The 18,947-nt window shown below is 41.5% G+C and carries 9 protein-coding genes; all 9 read left to right on the top strand.

Annotated features, from left to right (window positions below):
* Positions 1 to 148: 148 nt before the first annotated feature.
* The 9 genes from AC58PV_RS27940 to AC58PV_RS27980 all read left to right on the top strand — a co-directional run bounded on the left by AC58PV_RS27940 (position 149) and on the right by AC58PV_RS27980 (position 18,912).
* Complete coding sequence (locus tag AC58PV_RS27940; RefSeq protein ID WP_497435988.1) at positions 149 to 2,125, top strand: alginate lyase family protein; 1,977 nt, start codon at positions 149 to 151, stop codon at positions 2,123 to 2,125.
* Positions 2,126 to 2,305: 180 nt separating this feature from the next.
* Entirely contained in the window at positions 2,306 to 3,259 is a 954-nt protein-coding gene (locus AC58PV_RS27945) for an ABC transporter permease (protein WP_497435989.1), read from the top strand.
* A 153-nt stretch (positions 3,260 to 3,412) separates the two neighbouring features.
* Positions 3,413 to 4,129 (top strand): carbohydrate ABC transporter permease, encoded by a 717-nt coding sequence (locus AC58PV_RS27950; RefSeq protein ID WP_497435991.1) that lies wholly within the window; start codon positions 3,413 to 3,415, stop codon positions 4,127 to 4,129.
* A gap of 82 nt (positions 4,130 to 4,211) precedes the next feature.
* A complete protein-coding gene (locus tag AC58PV_RS27955; protein WP_497435992.1) occupies positions 4,212 to 5,792 on the top strand; it encodes an extracellular solute-binding protein in 1,581 nt (526 codons plus the stop codon).
* Positions 5,793 to 5,902: 110 nt separating this feature from the next.
* Positions 5,903 to 7,693, top strand: coding sequence for a sensor histidine kinase (locus AC58PV_RS27960; RefSeq protein WP_497435994.1), 1,791 nt, complete (start codon positions 5,903 to 5,905; stop codon positions 7,691 to 7,693).
* A gap of 4 nt (positions 7,694 to 7,697) precedes the next feature.
* Positions 7,698 to 9,314, top strand: coding sequence for a response regulator (locus AC58PV_RS27965; RefSeq protein ID WP_497435995.1), 1,617 nt, complete (start codon positions 7,698 to 7,700; stop codon positions 9,312 to 9,314).
* Positions 9,315 to 9,338: 24 nt separating this feature from the next.
* Positions 9,339 to 11,642 (top strand): glycoside hydrolase family 95 protein, encoded by a 2,304-nt coding sequence (locus AC58PV_RS27970; RefSeq protein WP_497435997.1) that lies wholly within the window; start codon positions 9,339 to 9,341, stop codon positions 11,640 to 11,642.
* Positions 11,643 to 11,849: 207 nt separating this feature from the next.
* Positions 11,850 to 13,577: an S-layer homology domain-containing protein gene (locus AC58PV_RS27975; protein WP_497435998.1), complete on the top strand. Its 1,728-nt coding sequence runs from the start codon at positions 11,850 to 11,852 to the stop codon at positions 13,575 to 13,577.
* Between the two features lie 229 nt (positions 13,578 to 13,806).
* The gene (locus AC58PV_RS27980; protein WP_497435999.1) at positions 13,807 to 18,912 is read left to right on the top strand and encodes a carbohydrate-binding protein; all 5,106 of its coding nucleotides are present in this window, start codon (positions 13,807 to 13,809) and stop codon (positions 18,910 to 18,912) included.
* Positions 18,913 to 18,947 lie beyond the last annotated feature (35 nt).

The raw sequence follows: 18,947 nt of genomic DNA on the forward strand, positions 1-18,947 counted from the left end.
ATGGTTACTTCGGTTTAGTTGGATTTCCCCTCTATTTTCATCGGATTTTGCCTATCAAGCCCTATAGGTACTCGATACAATACCAAATGTAAACGCTTTCTAAAGCGATTTATATGCTGGATTTTAATCCAAGAAAAGGAGTGATTTTATGTTCAAAAGGTTTTACAGTGTAAGACTCATTTGTTTCATGTTTGTAATGTTCAGCTTGCTTGCTTCCACACTCGGTGTTGCTCTCCCGAAAGAGGTAGAAGCGGCCACATTCACTCATCCGGGAATTTTGCACAGTGCGGCGGATATTACGAGGATGATTGCGAATCAGAACACAGAACCATGGAAATCAGCGTTAACAAATTTTAAAACAGATGCTAAAGCATCCTCTAGTTATGCAAAGCAGGGACCGTTTAGTAAGGTTTGCCGAAATGATACAACGCTAGCCACATGTACAGATGCCAACTATGGAAATAGTGCCTTGGAGAATGATGCGAGAGCAGCTTATTACAACGCGCTTCTGTGGAATGTGACAGGTACGCAGGCGTATGCCAATAAGGCGATTGAGATTTTGAACGCTTGGTCGAGCACGCTTACCATGATTGCTGGAACAGATGCACAGCTTGCTGCTGGGGATAATGGTATATTCCTAGCTAATGCGGGGGAGTTACTTCGTTATAGCAGTTCTGGCTGGGTTTCTTCCAATATCACGCAGTTGGAAACCATGTTAACCAATGTATTCTACCCACAGATCTCGACTCCTGGAGATGCAAACTGGGGTGGCTCTGCGATGAAATCAATGATTTCTATCGCCATCTTTACGAACAATCAAACTATGTTTAATTCCGCTATTTCCAACTTTAGAACAAACGATTGTGCTGGGATGACACGTAATATTATGTCTACGGGTCAAATCTCGGAGTCAGGTCGTGACCAGGTTCATGCGCTCGGCGGTCTCGGAAACTTGACGGTTATTGCCGAAATCGCTTGGAAGCAAGGTGTTGATTTATATGGAGATGCGGATAATCGCATTCTCGCCGGAACGGAATATTGGTCCAATTATAATCTTGGTAATACGCCAGCTTCGTGGGATGCTAGCTACGGACGTTGTACGATGGGGCCTTGGAGCGGGATTAATGCGACGGGAAGAAGTGCAACCATTGACTGGGCACAGAATGAATTGGTCTATGCGCATTATGTAGCCCGTAAGGGAATGACGGCTCCGTTTACGACAACCTATATGAACGGGATGCCGGCTACAGATCCGGATACTGCTTTATTGACATTTGCCTACAGACTCGGCACAATTACGGATTCAACAAAACCAGTGGCACCGACGGGATTAACTGCTACACCGCTATCTAATAAAGTTGTTAACTTGAGTTGGACGCCTACAACCGATAATATTGCCGTAAGCGGTTACAAAATATACAGAAATGGATCCATTGTAGGATATTCGCAATCTCCCAATTATACAGATGCGGGTTTAACGGCTTCAACTGCCTATAGTTATCAGGTAAGCGCATATGATGCGAAATCAAACACATCATTGCCTAGCAGCACGGTAAGTGCCACGACATTGTCATCTGCGACATCACAAATTCCATTCGCCTCGCAGGATATCGGTGCTGTGGGAGTAGCGGGTAGCTACAGTTATAGCTCTGGTACGTATACAGTTAAAGGATCGGGGAGTGATATTTGGAATAATACGGATCTTTTCCGATTCGCTTATGTGCCATTAAAAGGAGATCGTACAATTACAGCACGAGTTGCCAGCTTGACGAATACGAACTCATCTGCGAAGGCTGGGATTATGGTCAGAGAGTCTTTATTTGGAAATGGTAGCAATGTATTCGCAGCTTTGAAGCCTTCCAACGCCGTTTTTCAATATCGAACAGCACCTGGCGCAGCAACGAACTCCACCACTTCGGCAACGGTCAGCGCACCTTATTGGATTAAAGCTACGCGTTCTGGGAACACTGTGACGACATACATCTCACCAGACGGAATCACATGGACGCAGTCAGGCTCCTCGACTATTTCGGCAGCGAGTACAGCTTATGTCGGTCTTGCTGTGACGTCCCACGTGAATACGACACTCACAACAGCGACTTTTGATAATGTAAGCATTCAGTAAAAATGGAATTAGAGGAGGATCAAGCGAGTAACAAATCGCTTGATCCTTTCATTTTACCTCCAATAATCATAGGAATCCCCCTCTCTTGCAGTTGGAATTTGCCTCTGAATCGACATTTTCATAGCTTATAATAAAAGTATAGAAGCAGTTGCTTACAAAGAAAGAAAGGTGTTAGTTACGATGGAAGTTAAGCAGACACAAGCACTTAAAAGATCCTATACCATTACAAAAAGTACCATTTGGGCTCAAATCAAACGAGATCGATTTTTCTACTTTCTTTTAATTCCGTTTCTGTTGTGGTATGCATTATTCCTATTTAAACCGATGTACGGAATTCAGATTGCTTTTAAAGATTACAGTATTTTTAAAGGCATTGAAGGCAGTCCATGGGTTGGATTCAAACACTTTACGGAGTTCCTAAGCAGTGAGTATTTCATCCGTGTCTTTAAAAACACGCTGATCATCAGCCTGTACAGTCTACTCTTTGTGTTTCCGGCTCCCATCGTGTTGGCGCTGTTACTTAATGAAGTGAAGAATATGTTCTTCAAAAAAGCCGTGCAGACGTTAACTTACATGCCGCATTTTATCTCGGTGGTCATTGTCAGCGGTATTGTGACAAACTTTTTGTCGCCGACGAACGGGTTAGTTAATCAAATTATTGAGATGTTTGGGTTTGACAAAATTTATTTTTTAACAATTCCTGGTTACTTTCGAACTATTTTAATGTCGATGAATGTGTGGCAGGATGCAGGGTTTTCAGCCATTATCTATCTAGCCGCACTTGCTGGCATCAACACCGAATTATATGAAGCCGCCGTCATCGACGGAGCGAATAAATGGAAGCGAATGCTGAACGTTACGTTACCAGGCATTCTCCCAACAATTATGATTTTGCTAATATTAAAAGTAGGTCATCTACTTGATGTTGGATATGAGGCGATCATCCTACTGTATCAGCCTGTTACGTATAGTACAGCTGATGTAATAGGAACCTATGTGTATCGCGAAGGTATCGTTAATGGTAGGTATGATATGGCTACGGCGGTGGGATTATTCAATTCAGTTGTCGGACTAATTCTTATTTTCTTTTCCAATTGGTTAAGCAAGAAATACACAGATAACGGATTATGGTAGGTGATGAGCATGCTTGAAAGTCGAGGAGAAAAAACGTTTTATTTCTTTAATTATATCTTTCTATTCATTTTAGCCCTAATAGCCGTATATCCTTTCATCTATGTGTTATCAGCCTCAATGAGCTCACCACAGGCTGTTATTATGGGAAGAGTAATGCTATGGCCAAAGGAAATTACATGGGATGCCTATCATGCCGTGTTTAAGGAAAAGGGGATATATTCGGGTTATCTCAACACGTTATATTACACGGTCGTGGGGACATTCGTAAGTCTTACTCTGACGATATGTGGCGCTTATGCGCTTTCGAGACGTCGATTAATAGGAAAAACATTCTTCAACTTAGTGATTTCTTTTACTCTTATTTTCGGGCCAGGTACGATTCCCATGTATTTAAATTTTCGTGACCTGCATTTATTAGATAGTCGCTTTGGAATTATTATTGGTTTTGCGATATCCACGTTTAATTTCATCATTCTGAGGACTTTTTTTCAGTCCATTCCGGAAGAATTGGTTGAATCATCTAAGATTGATGGAGCAAGTGATGCGGGTGTATTATTTAAAATTATTTTGCCGCTCTCCAAGGCTTCGCTGTTTACCATTGCACTCTTCTATGCGGTTTCGCGTTGGAATGGTTATTTCTGGGCGATGATCTTATTGCGAAGCGATGAGAAACTGCCGCTGCAAGTCTTACTGAATAAGCTTGTGGTTCAGATGAAGCCATCCGATAGTATGATGAGCGATATGTTTACAACTGGGGAAACAGTGATCTATGCAACCATTATCGTTGCCATACTTCCGATAATTGTCGTGTATCCTTTTATTCAAAAGTATTTTGTCAAAGGTGTAATGATCGGTTCACTTAAGGGTTAGATTGATAGTGTTGTTACTCGCCAGCGGGCATCCGCACGATAACATAAATGCAATGGTATTTACTAAAGGGAGGGTAATTGAAGTGAAAAAAGAGATGAAGGTAATCGTAACATCCATGTTGGCTGTCATCATTCTTGCAGGCTGTGCCAAATCGTCCGAACCGAAAGAAAGTGCAACTGCAAGCGTAATACCTAGTGCCAGTGCAAGTGCAGTAGCAACGCCAATGAATTTAAATATTTTTTATTTCGATGCAGCAGGTTTATTTAAAACGGATTTACCAATTTTTAAGAAGGCTACTGAGAAAACGAAAGTTACGCTCAAAAATGTGGCCCCTTCAAGTGGAGATGCTAAACAAGCGTATAATTTAATGCTCGCTTCTGGAGAGATTCCTGATATTATTTCCTATAACTTATCTGATTTAAACAATCTTGGTTCACAAGGTGCCCTGCAACCGCTTAACGACTTAATTGAAAAGAATGCTCCGAATTTTGCTAAATTTTTGGCTGAGCGTCCCGATGTTAGAAAAGCCATTACGTTAGCGGATGGAAAAATTTACACCATTCCTTTTGTAGCCGATGGAAGCGCAACAACAGGATGGTTTGTCCGGAAAGACTGGCTGGATAAACTGGGACTGCAAGCACCAAAAACCGTTGATGAGTACTATAACGTGTTGAAAGCTTTCAGAGAGAAAGATCCGAATGGAAATGGCAAGAAAGATGAAATTCCATATTTCAACCGCTTGGCTAATGCGAGTGTTCCACTTGCTCAAACAAATGAATTGCTTCCACTTTGGGACTCTTATTATTCTTTCTATATCAAAGATGGCAAGCTAGCTTTCGGTCCAAGCGAACCACAATATAAAACAGCCATGGGTAATATATCCAAATGGTTTAAAGAAGGCTTGATTGACCCGGAAATTTTCACACGCCAAAAAGCAAGAGAAGTGTTGTTGGGTGGAAATACGGGCGGTTCTACACATGACTGGTTTGCAAGTACAGCGGCTTTCAATACATCCCTACAAAAAGAGAATCCAGGATTAAACTTCGTACCTGTAACTCCGCCAGCTAGTCAAGGTGGGAAAGTATTTGAAGTAGGTAAACGTGCCATTCTAGGTGGATCTGGTTGGGCGATGTCTGCCAAAACCAAGGATCCAGTAGCGGTCATGAAATACTTTGACTTCTGGTGGTCCGAAGAAGGTAGAAATTTGTTTAACTTCGGAATTGACGGAGATTCCTATACGGTCGTCGATAATAAACCAAAGTTTACGGAGAAAACATTGAGTCAAACCCCAGTACTAGGCTATCTAGTTACCAATTATGGGGCGCAATCTTCAGGCATGGGAGCATGGCAGAACTTTGCATATGAAGAACAATGGACGAATCCGGTTGCTCTTGCGGGCATTAAAGAGTATCAAGATAAGAAGTACATTTCTTCTGACTACACATTGCCGAGCTTGAACTTCACGGAAGCTGAACAGAAACGTATCAATGAAATTAAACCGAAACTAGATACGATTATTGCTGAAATGGGTCAAAAATGGATTCTAGGTGCAGCGGATATTGAAGGTACTTATCAATCCTATCTGGATAATTTGAAGAAGAATAACTTGGACGAGTTTATTAAAATTAACCAAGATGCTTTTGATCGTTATAACAAAAAATAAGTAGAGCTGTACGGGAGGTGACGTGTATACACGTCTCTCCCGTTTTGCACGATTGTTATATCCAACTTAGCTTGATAAGATAGGAATAACATACGATTGGGGAGGGCTATATGGTGAAGCCATGGCAATATAAGAGATCTTTCAAAACAAGAATATGGCTATCCCTAGTTCTATTCACGGTATCCGCAATCTTTGTTTCCAGCACGGCCTCTTATTATATTGCCTCCGGCGTTGTTGAGAAGAAAGCGTATTCAATTAGCCAAAGCATGGTCAACAAATCCTCCCAAGCCTTAGAGGAAAAGCTGCGTAAGGTCAGATTGGCGGTGCTTACATTTATGTCCAATCAAATGTTCGTAGACGTTCTCTCTGCTGCAGCTGCGAATAAAGAAATATCTAAATACGAGTTATTTCGTTTAAATGAGCAAGTCCAAAATCCTATTTTCCAAATGAAGCTAATAGAGCCTGCCATTACGTCCATTCTCATAAGCACGCCAATTGGAGAGTTCTATGCGAATAATGATGTTAGGAATACGGAGACCCTTTTTAAAGATAGTGAGATATACAAGAATTATAAGAATATGCTTGCGCCAACCTGGGTGGAATCACATGAAGATCCCTTTTTCGAAACTGATCAGAAAGTACTAAGTTTGTTAATTGAGCCAATATGGACGCTGCCGATAAAAGATGTCAAAGTTCTGGTGAATGTAGGAGAAAATTCATTGAAGGATTATCTTCTTGCGAATAAAGGATCAGAAAACGGCGATCTTTTTGTATATAAAGAAAACGGAGTCATGGCGTTTGATATGGAGTCCCCTTATTCAAAAATAGCGAAGGATCGCAATTTAGTTCAAAAGTTGAACCAGGATAGGGGGAATTTTGAATATACGGCGGATGGGGTCGACTATCTAGTCAATTATTCGAGAGTAACGTTCCCAGACCACTGGATTGTCGTGAATATTCAATCGAAAGATGAACTTCTTTCTGATATGAAATATATCAAGTGGATGACGATTGCCACCGTACTTGGGTTCATTATACTCGCTCTTCTTCTTTCTCCGATTATGACGAGAATACTGTTAAAACCGCTTAATAAATTTCAATCTCTGATCAAGAGAGTAGAACAAGACGATCTGACGGTTCGTTTCAAAGATGACTACGATGATGAGTTTAATCAAGTGGGGTTGCGATTTAACAGTATGCTGGAGCGCATTCAAAATCTTATTCATGAAAGCTCCGAAACGGAGAAGCAGAAACGAATGGCGGAGATCAAAGTGCTGCAAGCGCAGATCGATCCCCACTTTTTGTACAATACGTTAAATACGATTCTGTGGAAATCCGCAGGGGAAGAGCACGAGCAAGTGCGTGAAATGATTATGTCACTTTCGTTATTATTCCGACTAGGTCTGAATAATGGAGACGAGCTCACGACAGTAGCGAAAGAGCTGGACCATGTCACCCAATACCTCAAGCTGCAGCAGAAATGCTATGAAAATTTGTTCGATTATGAGCTTAAGTGTGAGGATGAGAAACTTATGAAGTTGCCGATTCTCAAGCTTTTACTGCAGCCACTCGTTGAAAACGCCATCCTTCATGGCTTAAAAGACTCGGATTTTAAAGGTTTAATCCGTATCCAAGTATGCAAAACAGATGAGTATTTGGTTATGACCGTTCAAGATAATGGGAAAGGAATGGTTTCTGACGCTGAATTAGAACGGGCAATCCGATCTTTGCAAACTCAGAATAGCTATGCGCTGCGCAATATTTATAACCGGCTCATTCTCTATTACGGTGAGAATGCCTCTCTTCATATTCGCAGTATCCTAAACGAAGGTACATGTGTAGAACTGAAAATTCCATTAGACACTCTAAGTGATCGCGTAATTGAAAACGGAGGTGTGTGAACAGATGAGTCGCGAAGTTACTATGGTTGTTATTGATGATATTACAACTGTCGTTAATGGCATTGCAGAACGAATCCAATGGCAGAAGCATGGAATTGCTGTTGTTGGCACTGCGTTCAATGGGGATGAAGGTTTAAAACTCATTGAGAGAACGAAGCCTGATATTATCATTACAGATATACGCATGCCTAAGCTAAGTGGTATAGAGATGGTCGAAAATGTAGTAAGCATTCTACCAGATTCGAAAGTTATATTCATCAGCGGCTATTCGGACTTTGATCATGCTCAGCATGCCATTCAATTGGGGGCATTTGATTATGTGCTGAAGCCCTTTATGCCGGATCAGATTATGGACATCGTGTTTAAGGCAAGAGATTTGGTACTTCAACAATCCGAACAACAATCGAATGTGTTGGAAATGGAACGGAAGCTGAGAGAGAGTATGCCCTTACTTAGACAAGAGTATTTAAGTCTTCTAGTGCGCTATCATTCGAATCCGCAAACGTTAAAAAAGAGGTGGGACTTTCTTCAAATCGACATGAAGGAGGAGTCGCTTGCCGTTCATATACTTGAGATAGATCAGTTCAATCATACGAATATGCATGCCTCGATCGCTGAGATTGAGTTAGCTCGCTTTGCGTTACAGAATATTATTGAAGAGACGATTCATGCTTCTACCAAAGGTATTGTATTCCGCGATGGCATTAATCGTATGGTATGTATGTTAAACTGCAGCTCCTCGGAAGAATCGTTAGAGATTGCGGAGAAGTATTGCGACAATATTCGAAGGTACACCAAGAACTCCATCTCTGTGGGGGTAGGCATGACTGTCGATCATATTGTGGATTTGCCTTTGTCGTTTCAACAGGCGTTGACTGCGCTCTCGTATACGTTCTATACAATTGAAAATAGTATCTTTTACTATGGCGATATTGCGCAAATCTTGCCTGTTGAAGGCAGTCATTATTCCGAAGAGAAAGAAAAAGAATTAATCTATGGCATTCGATCGGGAAATATGCAGAAGACAAATGAAGTACTAGAGGGGATCTTTGCGGAGTGGGATTATTTGGAGCAAAAGCCGACGCCAGAAAAGACCAAAACGCTGTATTTACAATTAATCCTTGCTATCGATAAATCCATAACAATCGCATTAGATCAGAATGAAGAGCAGCCAATCGCGCAATTTGTACAGGAGTTAAATAAATTATCACTCAACGTAAGAGATATTCAAAATTTCGTCAGAGACTTATGTGACAAGTATTGTGTGGTGTTTCAAGGAAAACAACAAGTCGAAGCGGAAATTACGATAGCCAAATCCATTCAATATATCAAAGACCATTTGCATATTAATGAGACAGTCAATGATTACGCCAAACAGGTTCATTTAAGTTCAAGTTACTATTCGAATTTATTTAAGAAGGTTACAGGAACGTCAGTACTTCAATTTGTCGTCAACGAGAAAGTGGAAAAGGCCAAGCTCTTGATGGTGCAGGGCCTTTCATTGTCAGAGGTTGCCGAAGCAGTAGGCTACGAAGAACGATCCTATTTTAGTGATGTGTTTAAGAAGAAAACGGGTATTACACCGACTGAGTTCAAGCAGCAATATGTGATGAAAAAATAGCCACGTAAGGAGGGCAAAACTGGCATGAATAAAAACCTGATTTGGTTTGATGAACCAGCCAAGGTGTGGGAAGAAGCGTTGCCAATAGGAAACGGTACGCTTGGTGGAATGATTTACGGCGGTGTTAAACAGGAACGCATACAGTTAAATGAAGACAGCCTCTGGTATGGCGGGGCATCAGATAGGAACAATCCGGACGCGTATATGAACTTAGGGCGAATTCGAGAGTTATTGTTAGATGGGCGTCCACAGGAGGCGGAGAGATTGGCTGCTCTTGCACTTTCTGGTACGCCTGAATCACAAAGGCATTATCTGCCTTTAGGGGATTTACATCTTACGTTTCCTGGGATGAGCGATGATGTAGAATCTTATTGGCGCGGGCTGGAGCTAGACAAGGGATTGGTATCTACTTCCTTCAATCAAGGTGGTATCACCTACCGACGTAAGGTGTTCGCGAGTTATCCTGACAGTGTCATTGCCATTCGTTTAGAGGCAGATCAACCGAAGAGCATAACGGTCGATATTCGATTAGCCGGACCTCGTAAAAGGCACATTGATGGTGTAATCCGGTTTGGTGACGGGAGCCTTGGGATTTTTGGTCAAACAGGTGGCGAAAATGGTGTTCGGTATACAGCTGCCGTAAAGGCGGTTGCTGTAGGCGGGTGTGTCAAGACGATTGGCGAAACGCTAGTTGTTGAGGGAGCGGATAGTGTAGTACTACTAGTTACGGCGGCGACATCATTTCGTTATGAAGAGCCATCGTCGGAGTGCCAAGCTCGCTTGGATCGAGCATTTTGCAATAATTTTGAAGTATTGAGTGAAAGGCATCAGAAGGATTATGCAGCTTTGTTTGATAGAGTGACGCTAAGCCTAGGAGAAGCTGATGAATCGCTTGAACGGTTGCCGACGAATGAAAGGCTGTATCGGGTTCAGCAGGGTGGAGAGGATTACGGACTGATCTCTTTATACTTCCAGTTTGGCAGGTATTTACTGATTGCTAGCAGTCGTCCGGGCGCGTTACCTGCTAATCTACAAGGCATTTGGAACGATCAATTGGTCCCGCCATGGGACAGTAAATATACGATTAATATTAATACTCAAATGAATTATTGGCCGGCAGAGATCTGCAATTTGGCCGAATGTCATGAACCGTTATTCGATTTGATTGAGCGCATGAGAGAGCCAGGACGAAAGACGGCTAGGGAGATGTATGGCTGCGATGGCTTCGTTGCACATCATAATACCGATATCTGGGGAGATACAGCTCCTCAGGATGTCTATTTGCCGGCTACGCATTGGCCGATGGGAGCCGCGTGGCTCTGCCTTCATTTGTATGAACACTACTTATTTAATGGTGATTTAGTATTTCTTGAGAAAGTTTACGAAACCATGAAGGAATCGGCTTCATTCTTCTTGGACTACTTGAGTGAACTGCCAGATGGGCGACTAATTACCAATCCTTCCGTTTCTCCTGAGAATACCTATATCCTACCTAATGGTCAATCAGGGACACTCTGCTATGGACCAACGATGGATAACCAAATTCTGAATCATTTATTTACGGGTTGCATCGAAGCTTCGTTAAAGTTAGATCGGGATTGCCTGTTCAGAGAACGCTTAGTGGTTGCGAGAGATCGTTTGCCTAGAACAGAGATCGGAAAGTATGGACAAATTAAGGAATGGCTTGAAGATTATGATGAAGCTGAGCCAGGTCATCGACACATGTCACATTTATTCAGCCTTTACCCTGGGGATCAAATCTCACCTACAGCAACCCCAGAATTGAGCCGCGCGGCTAGAGTTACTTTAGAACGCCGACTCGCCAATGGCGGAGGTCACACAGGATGGAGTCGTGCGTGGTTAATTAATTTCTGGGCCCGCCTAGGTGATGGCGAAACAACATATCAGAACATCTTGGCAATCTTAGCTCATTCCACACTGCCCAATCTTTTCGATAACCATCCGCCTTTCCAAATCGATGGCAACTTTGGCGCGACAGCGGGTATTGCGGAAGCCTTACTGCAAAGTCATGAGGAAGTGATCCATCTGCTGCCGGCATTGCCGAGCGCTTGGCGTGAGGGTCGCGTGACTGGTTTGCGTGCTCGCGGGGGCTTTGTTGTGGATATCGAATGGTTTAACGATGGTCGATTTGAAGCAGTTCTAAAGTCAAAAGCCATTGGCGTTTGCCAAATCCAAGCATTTGAAATTATAAGCGATGAAAGTATAAATCTGGCTGCGACCCAATTGCAAACCATTCGTAGTGGGAAGTGTAGCGTCAGGGTTGAAACAGGTGGGATTTATAGAATTATTGGAAGATATATGTCCTAGTTCGTCCTTATCGTAGGTTTACAAATGTAGCAGGTAAGAGAGTGAGGAGTTCCCTCACTCTTTTTTGTTCTATTCAGAGGGGGAGAGATGGTTTCTGTACTGTTTTCTATTGAGAAAGTTGAAATTCCCGTTGTTTAAGTAGGAATTCATGTTTTCCAATCCTTGACATTCAGATAAAATTCATAAAAAAAGGAGGCGTATTCATAAATGAAATTCAAGAAACTGCGTTCAATATGTATGGCACTTTTACTTGCACTAGTATTCAGTCACAACATTCATGTTTTTGCCACCGAAGAAACAACCGAAGAAATGACTTTCAATGCAAGTCATATCGAATCTGATGGAAGTGTTACGTTTACTGCTACAGCTGAAGTTATTGATATGTATGGATTTGAAATCAAGGCTTCTTTTGACGCTACAAAGCTAGAATATTTGAGTGGAAAGGTAGAAATAGTCGATGGGTTTACAGTAGATCAAGGAACAACTGGCAATGAAATTATTTTTGCCTACTCCAGAACAGGTCAGAATCCGGGGCTAACAGGGAAGATAAAGCTGGCAACGTTCAAATTTAAAGTAAAAAGTAATGCCAAAGGAAGTACTGCTGTAACTTGGGCATCACTAACGGTGGTAAAAGCAGAGACGTCGACGAAAACAAAAAGTACACCAAATATTACGACAACTTTGATGCTTAACGACGACAATCCATCTCAAACCCAACCACCTGGGAATACCACAACTCCTGGTACAACGCCATCATCTAGTGAATTCAAAACAGATAAAGAAACTGTAAATCTAGTACCTACACTGATTAACGGAGTAGCAAAGTTTGAAATTAAAGAATCAGCTTTAACAGATATGTTCAAAAAAGGGAAGACAAATGAACATGGTGTGATGCAAGCAGAAATTAATGCGGCATATGTCTCGAGTGCAAATTCATATGAGCTTTCAATGCCATCTTCGTTGTTTCAAGTGGGTCAAGGTAAGAAACAACTCATCATTCAGACACCGCTTGCAGCCATAACGATTCCAGATAATATGCTGAAATCGCAAGATATAGGCAACGCTGCACAAGTTGAACTTGTCGTATCTACTGTTGACCATGCTGTTTTAAATGAATCCCTTCAAAAGAAAATTGGAAATCGACCAGTAATTGAATTAAATATTATGTTAGATGGTAAACGCTTAGATTGGAAAAATAAAGAAGTTTTGGTTAACGTAGCTTTTAAATACTCACCAACTCGTGATGAAATGAAGAATCCCGAGCATATCGCTATTTGGTATGTTGACGGTGAGGGCAAAATAGTGAAGATTCCTTCGGGCAAGTATGATCTTGTTACTGGGATGATGACCTTCAACACGACTCATTTTAGTTATTATACAGTTGGTTATGAAAAAATTAGTTTTGAAGATTTGGTTGGATATAGTTGGGCTCAGCAGCAAATAGAGGTCATGGCATCTAAAGGTATTATTGAAGGGATCTCGGATTCAAGATTTGAACCGAACAGATCAATTAGTCGAGGGGACTTCATATTACTTCTCACTAAAACGTTAGGACTAATGGCTGATGTTAAATCAAACTTTAAGGATGTCGCTACGAACGCGTACTATGCTGAAGCTGCTGGCGTTGCCAAGACGATCGGTTTAGCAGAGGGCTATGCAATGGGTTTGCTGCAGCCGAATCAACCCATTACTAGGCAAGATTTAATGACTCTCTTATCACGAGCATTAAAATTGAGAGGGAAACTCAGCTCAGCCTTGGATTCAGATTTAAGCAAATTTGACGATATGAAGGAAATCGCACCTTATGCGCTCAATGCAATTGCAGATTTAGTGAAAAGTGGAATTGTACAAGGGGACGGGAAGCATCTTAATCCAAGAGCGGAAACGACAAGAGCAGAAGCTGCTGTATTACTGTATCGTGTGTATACAAACTAGTTTTAAATTAGATTTAATTTTCAAAATAGTGGAAATTCCATATACATTTAGTAGGATTTCAGGTTCAAATGCAAGTTTAATCTGCGTAGTATTCATGTGGTAACTAATTCAGTAAAGAAAGGAGAATGATGCTAATGCTGTAAGCGCTTTAAAATATGCACTAAATAAGTACACTTTAGAAAATCTGGTTTAGTAAGGTAGTTATGAAACTTAATTTGGAGGTCATGCAATGTTAAGGAATCGCAAGATGTTAAAATTTTATTCATTACTTTTACTTGCCAGCATATTTTTAACCGTGCTTTCTTTGCCAGTGAAGGCTGCCGAAACTTCTACTTCAGGTTCATCAACACAAACAAACAATAGTTCTGCAATTTTTGAACAGCCAGCGATCAACGATACGGTAAGCGCAGCAGGCTTCGTTCATCCTTCTATTGGCTTTAGCAGCAATTCCTTGAGATTAATGCAGCAGAAGATTGCAAAAGGTGAAGAGCCTTGGGTTAGTGCATTTGAAAGTTTCCGTAACAGCCCTAGTGGATCGCTAGATTATGATATTCGGAACAAAAGCAAGCTGGATCCTTCGAAACCGGCATACACGAAGGTCGATAATGACGCAAAAGCAAAAGAAGCTAAGGTCGATGCAGCAGCTGCCATCGCAGATGCAGTGATTTGGACGGCGACAGGAGATATTAGATACCGTGCGAAAGCAATGGAAATAATACGTCTGTGGTCTCGAATTGATCCTACTAATCCAGTTGGTTTTACGGATTCTCACATTAGTATCGGTGATGCTATGTCTGACATGGTAAGAGCTGCGGAATTACTACGATACACCGAATGCGCGGGAGAATGGGGATGGACGGATCAAGACACATCCAATTTTACTAACAATTTTCTAATGGCTTTCTATGATGGTAGTTTTTATCACGCTAACGGAAGATGGATGAATCAACATGGTATTGTAACGCTTGCCTATATGATGGCGGCAATCTTTTCCGACAATAAGAATTGGTATCAAGAGGCCGTAGAATGGGCTACCGTTAACAAAACAGCTACCTATAAAGGGCAGTCCGGTGATATTTTTCATCAAATTCGATATGTGACACAAAATGAGAGAACTGGGGCACCTGTAGACCCCCATGTGCAATTAGTTGAAATGTTCAGAGATATGGGGCATGCTTCAGGAAACATAGGAGCGCTTTCAAGGATAGCGTATTTAACTGAACTCCAAGGAACTAAAGTGAATCCTGATCCAGTTTCTCCGACGTTTGGTGAGCTAACAAATGCTTCAAATGGAGTAGGATTATTTGAATTTTTGGACGATCGTATACTAACTGGTGCTAATCTATTTTCAAAATATAATTTAGGCTACGATATCCCTTATACACCCGTTAATATCAGTAATGCAATTATTGGTGATCCTCCACCAACAGGTAACTATGCGGATACGATTACTGATAATGGACGAGGATTAGGGGGAGCTTCCGAACTTGTATACGGATATTATACACATCTAAATAGCGCTCGTTTAAATCCAAATGATGAACGCATAAAATATCTTAGTCAATCAATTGATCGAATGGGAGGATTGGCAAACTTTCCATCCTATATTTTACTGCAAGGAACGGCAGATCTATCTACGGGGAAAATCGTTGGATCTCCAAAGCCCTTGAGTCAGCCTACTTATGCAGAATTAAAGATGGCCTATAATCGAATGCAAGCTTTTGATTTCCTAGGCAGAAGTGCGACGACTAGTACAAATACGTTCCAAGATCAAGATGGATTACGTTCCGTACTATATGATGTTCGATATGCCAATCAATTTACATGGTACGACTTGGACATTAAGGAAAACAGTTTCGATAATATTACCATTAGAGCGGCGAGTAATTCTAGCGTAGGCACGAAAGTTGATGTAATTTTACTGGACAATGTAGCAGGAATTGATCGTTCCAATGTCACTTTGGACAATTTGACTCAAGGTGAAGTATTGGCAACGCTGCAAGTCCCTAATACCGCATGGTGGACAAATTATGCAACAGTATCCGGTAAGCTTAGCAGACCCATTACTGGGAAGCATTTACTTGCATTTAAATACTATGGAAGTGACAACTGGCTTTCTTATCAAATAGCATTTGATTGGTTTGCATTCTCCAATTCCTATGCAGGTGTTGAAAACAATGTTTCGAATGCGGTCCTGTCCGGGCCAGCGACACTTGTTTCGGATGGTGTTCAATTAGAAAATGGTGGATCCATCTCGTTTAGTAAAATGGATTTTGACAGCGGTATCAATAGTGCAGAATTTAATGCCAAAACGTCGGATGCAACCGGGAAATTGTTGCTTTATAGTGATGGAGCGTTAGTTACTACTTACAACTTGACGAGTACAAGTGGTTCAATGATCAAATTTATTTCAGATATAGTGACCGCTGATATTGCCAAGATTACCGGAATTCATAATATATCCATTAAATATGAAGGCTCGTCGCCAATTGTTCTGAAGACATACAGAAATATTGAGCGCAATCGATTGCTAGGTTCATCTACTACAACAAACAATGCCATGCAAATCGAAGACCAAGCAGTTTCAATTTCCGGTAGCTTTGAAAGTGGAATTGACGGATCAATCAAGTATGTAAAAGCTACCAACGGCAGTATTATTTACTTAAGTCAGGCCGTTCTGCAGGCTGATCGAACGAAGGATAACATAGTATCATTCACCGTAAAATCCAATGGAGAGGCTCTTCTCAATTTACAAAGAGATCGTACTACGGTGCCATTTGCGACAATTCGGATTCCGGATACGAAGGGGCAGTGGATTAAAGTAAGTACGAACATCTCGAGCAAATATGTCAATCCTGACGACTACCCGACAAACCTTAAAAGTGTTTTTATTTCAATGAGTTCAGCAATTCCAAATACTGAATTACTGTTAGATAAATTGGAGCTTGATCCCGTACAAGTTCCTCCGACCATTAAGCTGTTAACGGCTAAGGGCGACGAGATACAGTCAATTATGACTTATGAACATGGCAGCAATTTTGATTTACAAGTTACAATCCAAGATCCGGATTCGGTTAATGTCATGGTATCTGCCGACCAGAAAGATTTTATGGAAACCAATTTAATGGGAAAAAGCGGAGGAACACTTACCATAAAACCAGCTGCACTTGCCCAAGGAGAATATTCGTTTCATATTTATGCACAGGATGATACAGGAAATTATGTGGATAAAGTAGTCAAATTGATGATCTACTCACAGCAGGAAAATCATGCGCCTGTGGGCTTAACGGCAAACGTAACAGGTGCGACGAGTACGGATCTGCAATGGTCTCCAGTCAAGGGAGCAAGCTATTATGCCATTTATCGAATGGATATGTCTAGTGGCAGCTACGTTAAAGTAGCGGATTCCAATGCGACAACATATTCCGATACGAGCATGAGCCCAAATACTACTTATAAATACAAGGTAACGGCTGGCGGAGTGTTTGGGGAAACCACTCCAAGTGATGCAGTAACCGTAACCACGCTATCAAAGATTGTAATTACTCCTGCGATGGTTAAGGCATCGACACTTACTTGGCCTACTACTGGAACTCCAGAATCAAATGGTTGGCTCGCTTTCGACGGTAATACAACGACTGCAACAGATACAACAACTAATCCGAGTTGGATAGTGATCGATTTGGGTGCAGGAAACGAACAAGTTGTAGGTGCGATGAGGTTCTACCCAAGAAGTTCCAATATTAGCAGAATAAACGCTGCTGTCATTCAAGGTTCGAATGATGGAACAACTTTCGTCGATTTGTATACGATTAACAACATCACTGCTGCTAAATGGTATTTTGCTCCGATAAGCAACAGTGCGTCTTATCGTTATATTCGGTTTTATACTCCGAAAGGCAATGCTAATGTTGCGGAGTTGGAGTTCTTCAAGAAGCTGAAGCCTGCCACTCCAGATGGTATAAAGGCAGTTGCAGGTAACGGTCAGGTTCAACTTTATTGGCAGGGGGTTACAAATGCCGTTTATTATACGGTAAAAAGAAGCTTGTCTTATGACGGACCTTTCAGTGCAGTACAGACAAATGTTGAGGGAACTAGCTTCACGGATACAAACCTTACAAATACTGAAACTTACTATTATGTAGTTACAGCATCGAATACTCAAGGTGAGAGTATTAGCTCTGCCAAAGTCAATGCAACACCATATGTTGCGGCTACTTCACTTTCAGTAACAGGAGCAGGGGGTTCTACAGCTATTTCGACCGTTGGTGGTACACTTCAACTGAATGCATTTATTCTACCTTCAGGTACAACATATCCTACCGTTAGCTGGGCCGTATATGACGTTGGTGGTGTTGCAGTAACAGATAAGGCAACGATTCAGCTTAATGGGTTACTTACAGCTTTGAAGAATGGCGTCGTTAAAGTTACCGCAACAGTTCAGGATGGCTCTGGTACTCAAGGAAGTGCATATGTTGTTATTAATGGACAGTCCCCAGTCACAAGCTCCTCCGTTTCAGCTGTTATAACTGCACCAAGCTCTGTGCTAGGAACGGAGGCGTTTCATTCTTCAATCGGAGTTAGCAATGTTAGTAACGCTGTGTATGGGGTAGATCTTACACTTACCTATAATCCAGACGCATTACAATTTGAATCAGCGCAATCTTTAAAGAGCGGGTTTACGCTCGTAAGCGCAAATAATGATGTCCCTGGTCAGTTGCGGATACTTGCTGTTAGTACCTCTACGGCAGGGGCAATTTCCGTAAATTCCGATATTATTCAGTTGAATTGGACCGCAAAACAAGTACCTTCGACTACAGCTGCACCAATCAATTTGACGCAAGTGCTTCTCTCGGATGGAAGCGGAGCATTAATGACGGCTGAGGCGTTTAGCCAGCAATTGGCTGTTATTTTTGTCAATAGAGTTGCACTCGCTAGTGCGATTCAAAACACAAATAACGAATATAATCATGCAGTAGAAGGAAATCAAATCGGTCAATATCAAACTGGAGCCAAGGTAACATTGCATACTGCCATTCAAGCAGCTAATAGTGTTAATTCGAACAGCTTGGCGTCACAGCTTGAAGTCGATGCAGCGGCAAATTCATTAAACCTTGCATTAAATGAGTTCCACAGTAAGTTAATTACAACTGGAATTCTCGGTGACTTTAATAGCAATGGTAAAGTTGACATCGGAGATCTAGCTTTAATGGCGCTTAAGTATGGAACTACATCTACAAGTCAAACCTGGAATGATGTTAAGAAGTTTGATGTAGACGGTGACAATATTATTGATATTGCTGATCTTGTTTTTGTTGCTAAGTTGATTCAATAAACGGTACACAAAATAAATAAAAAAGGGCTAAGCGA

This window comes from Paenibacillus sp. J22FR83, assembly GCF_059691955.1.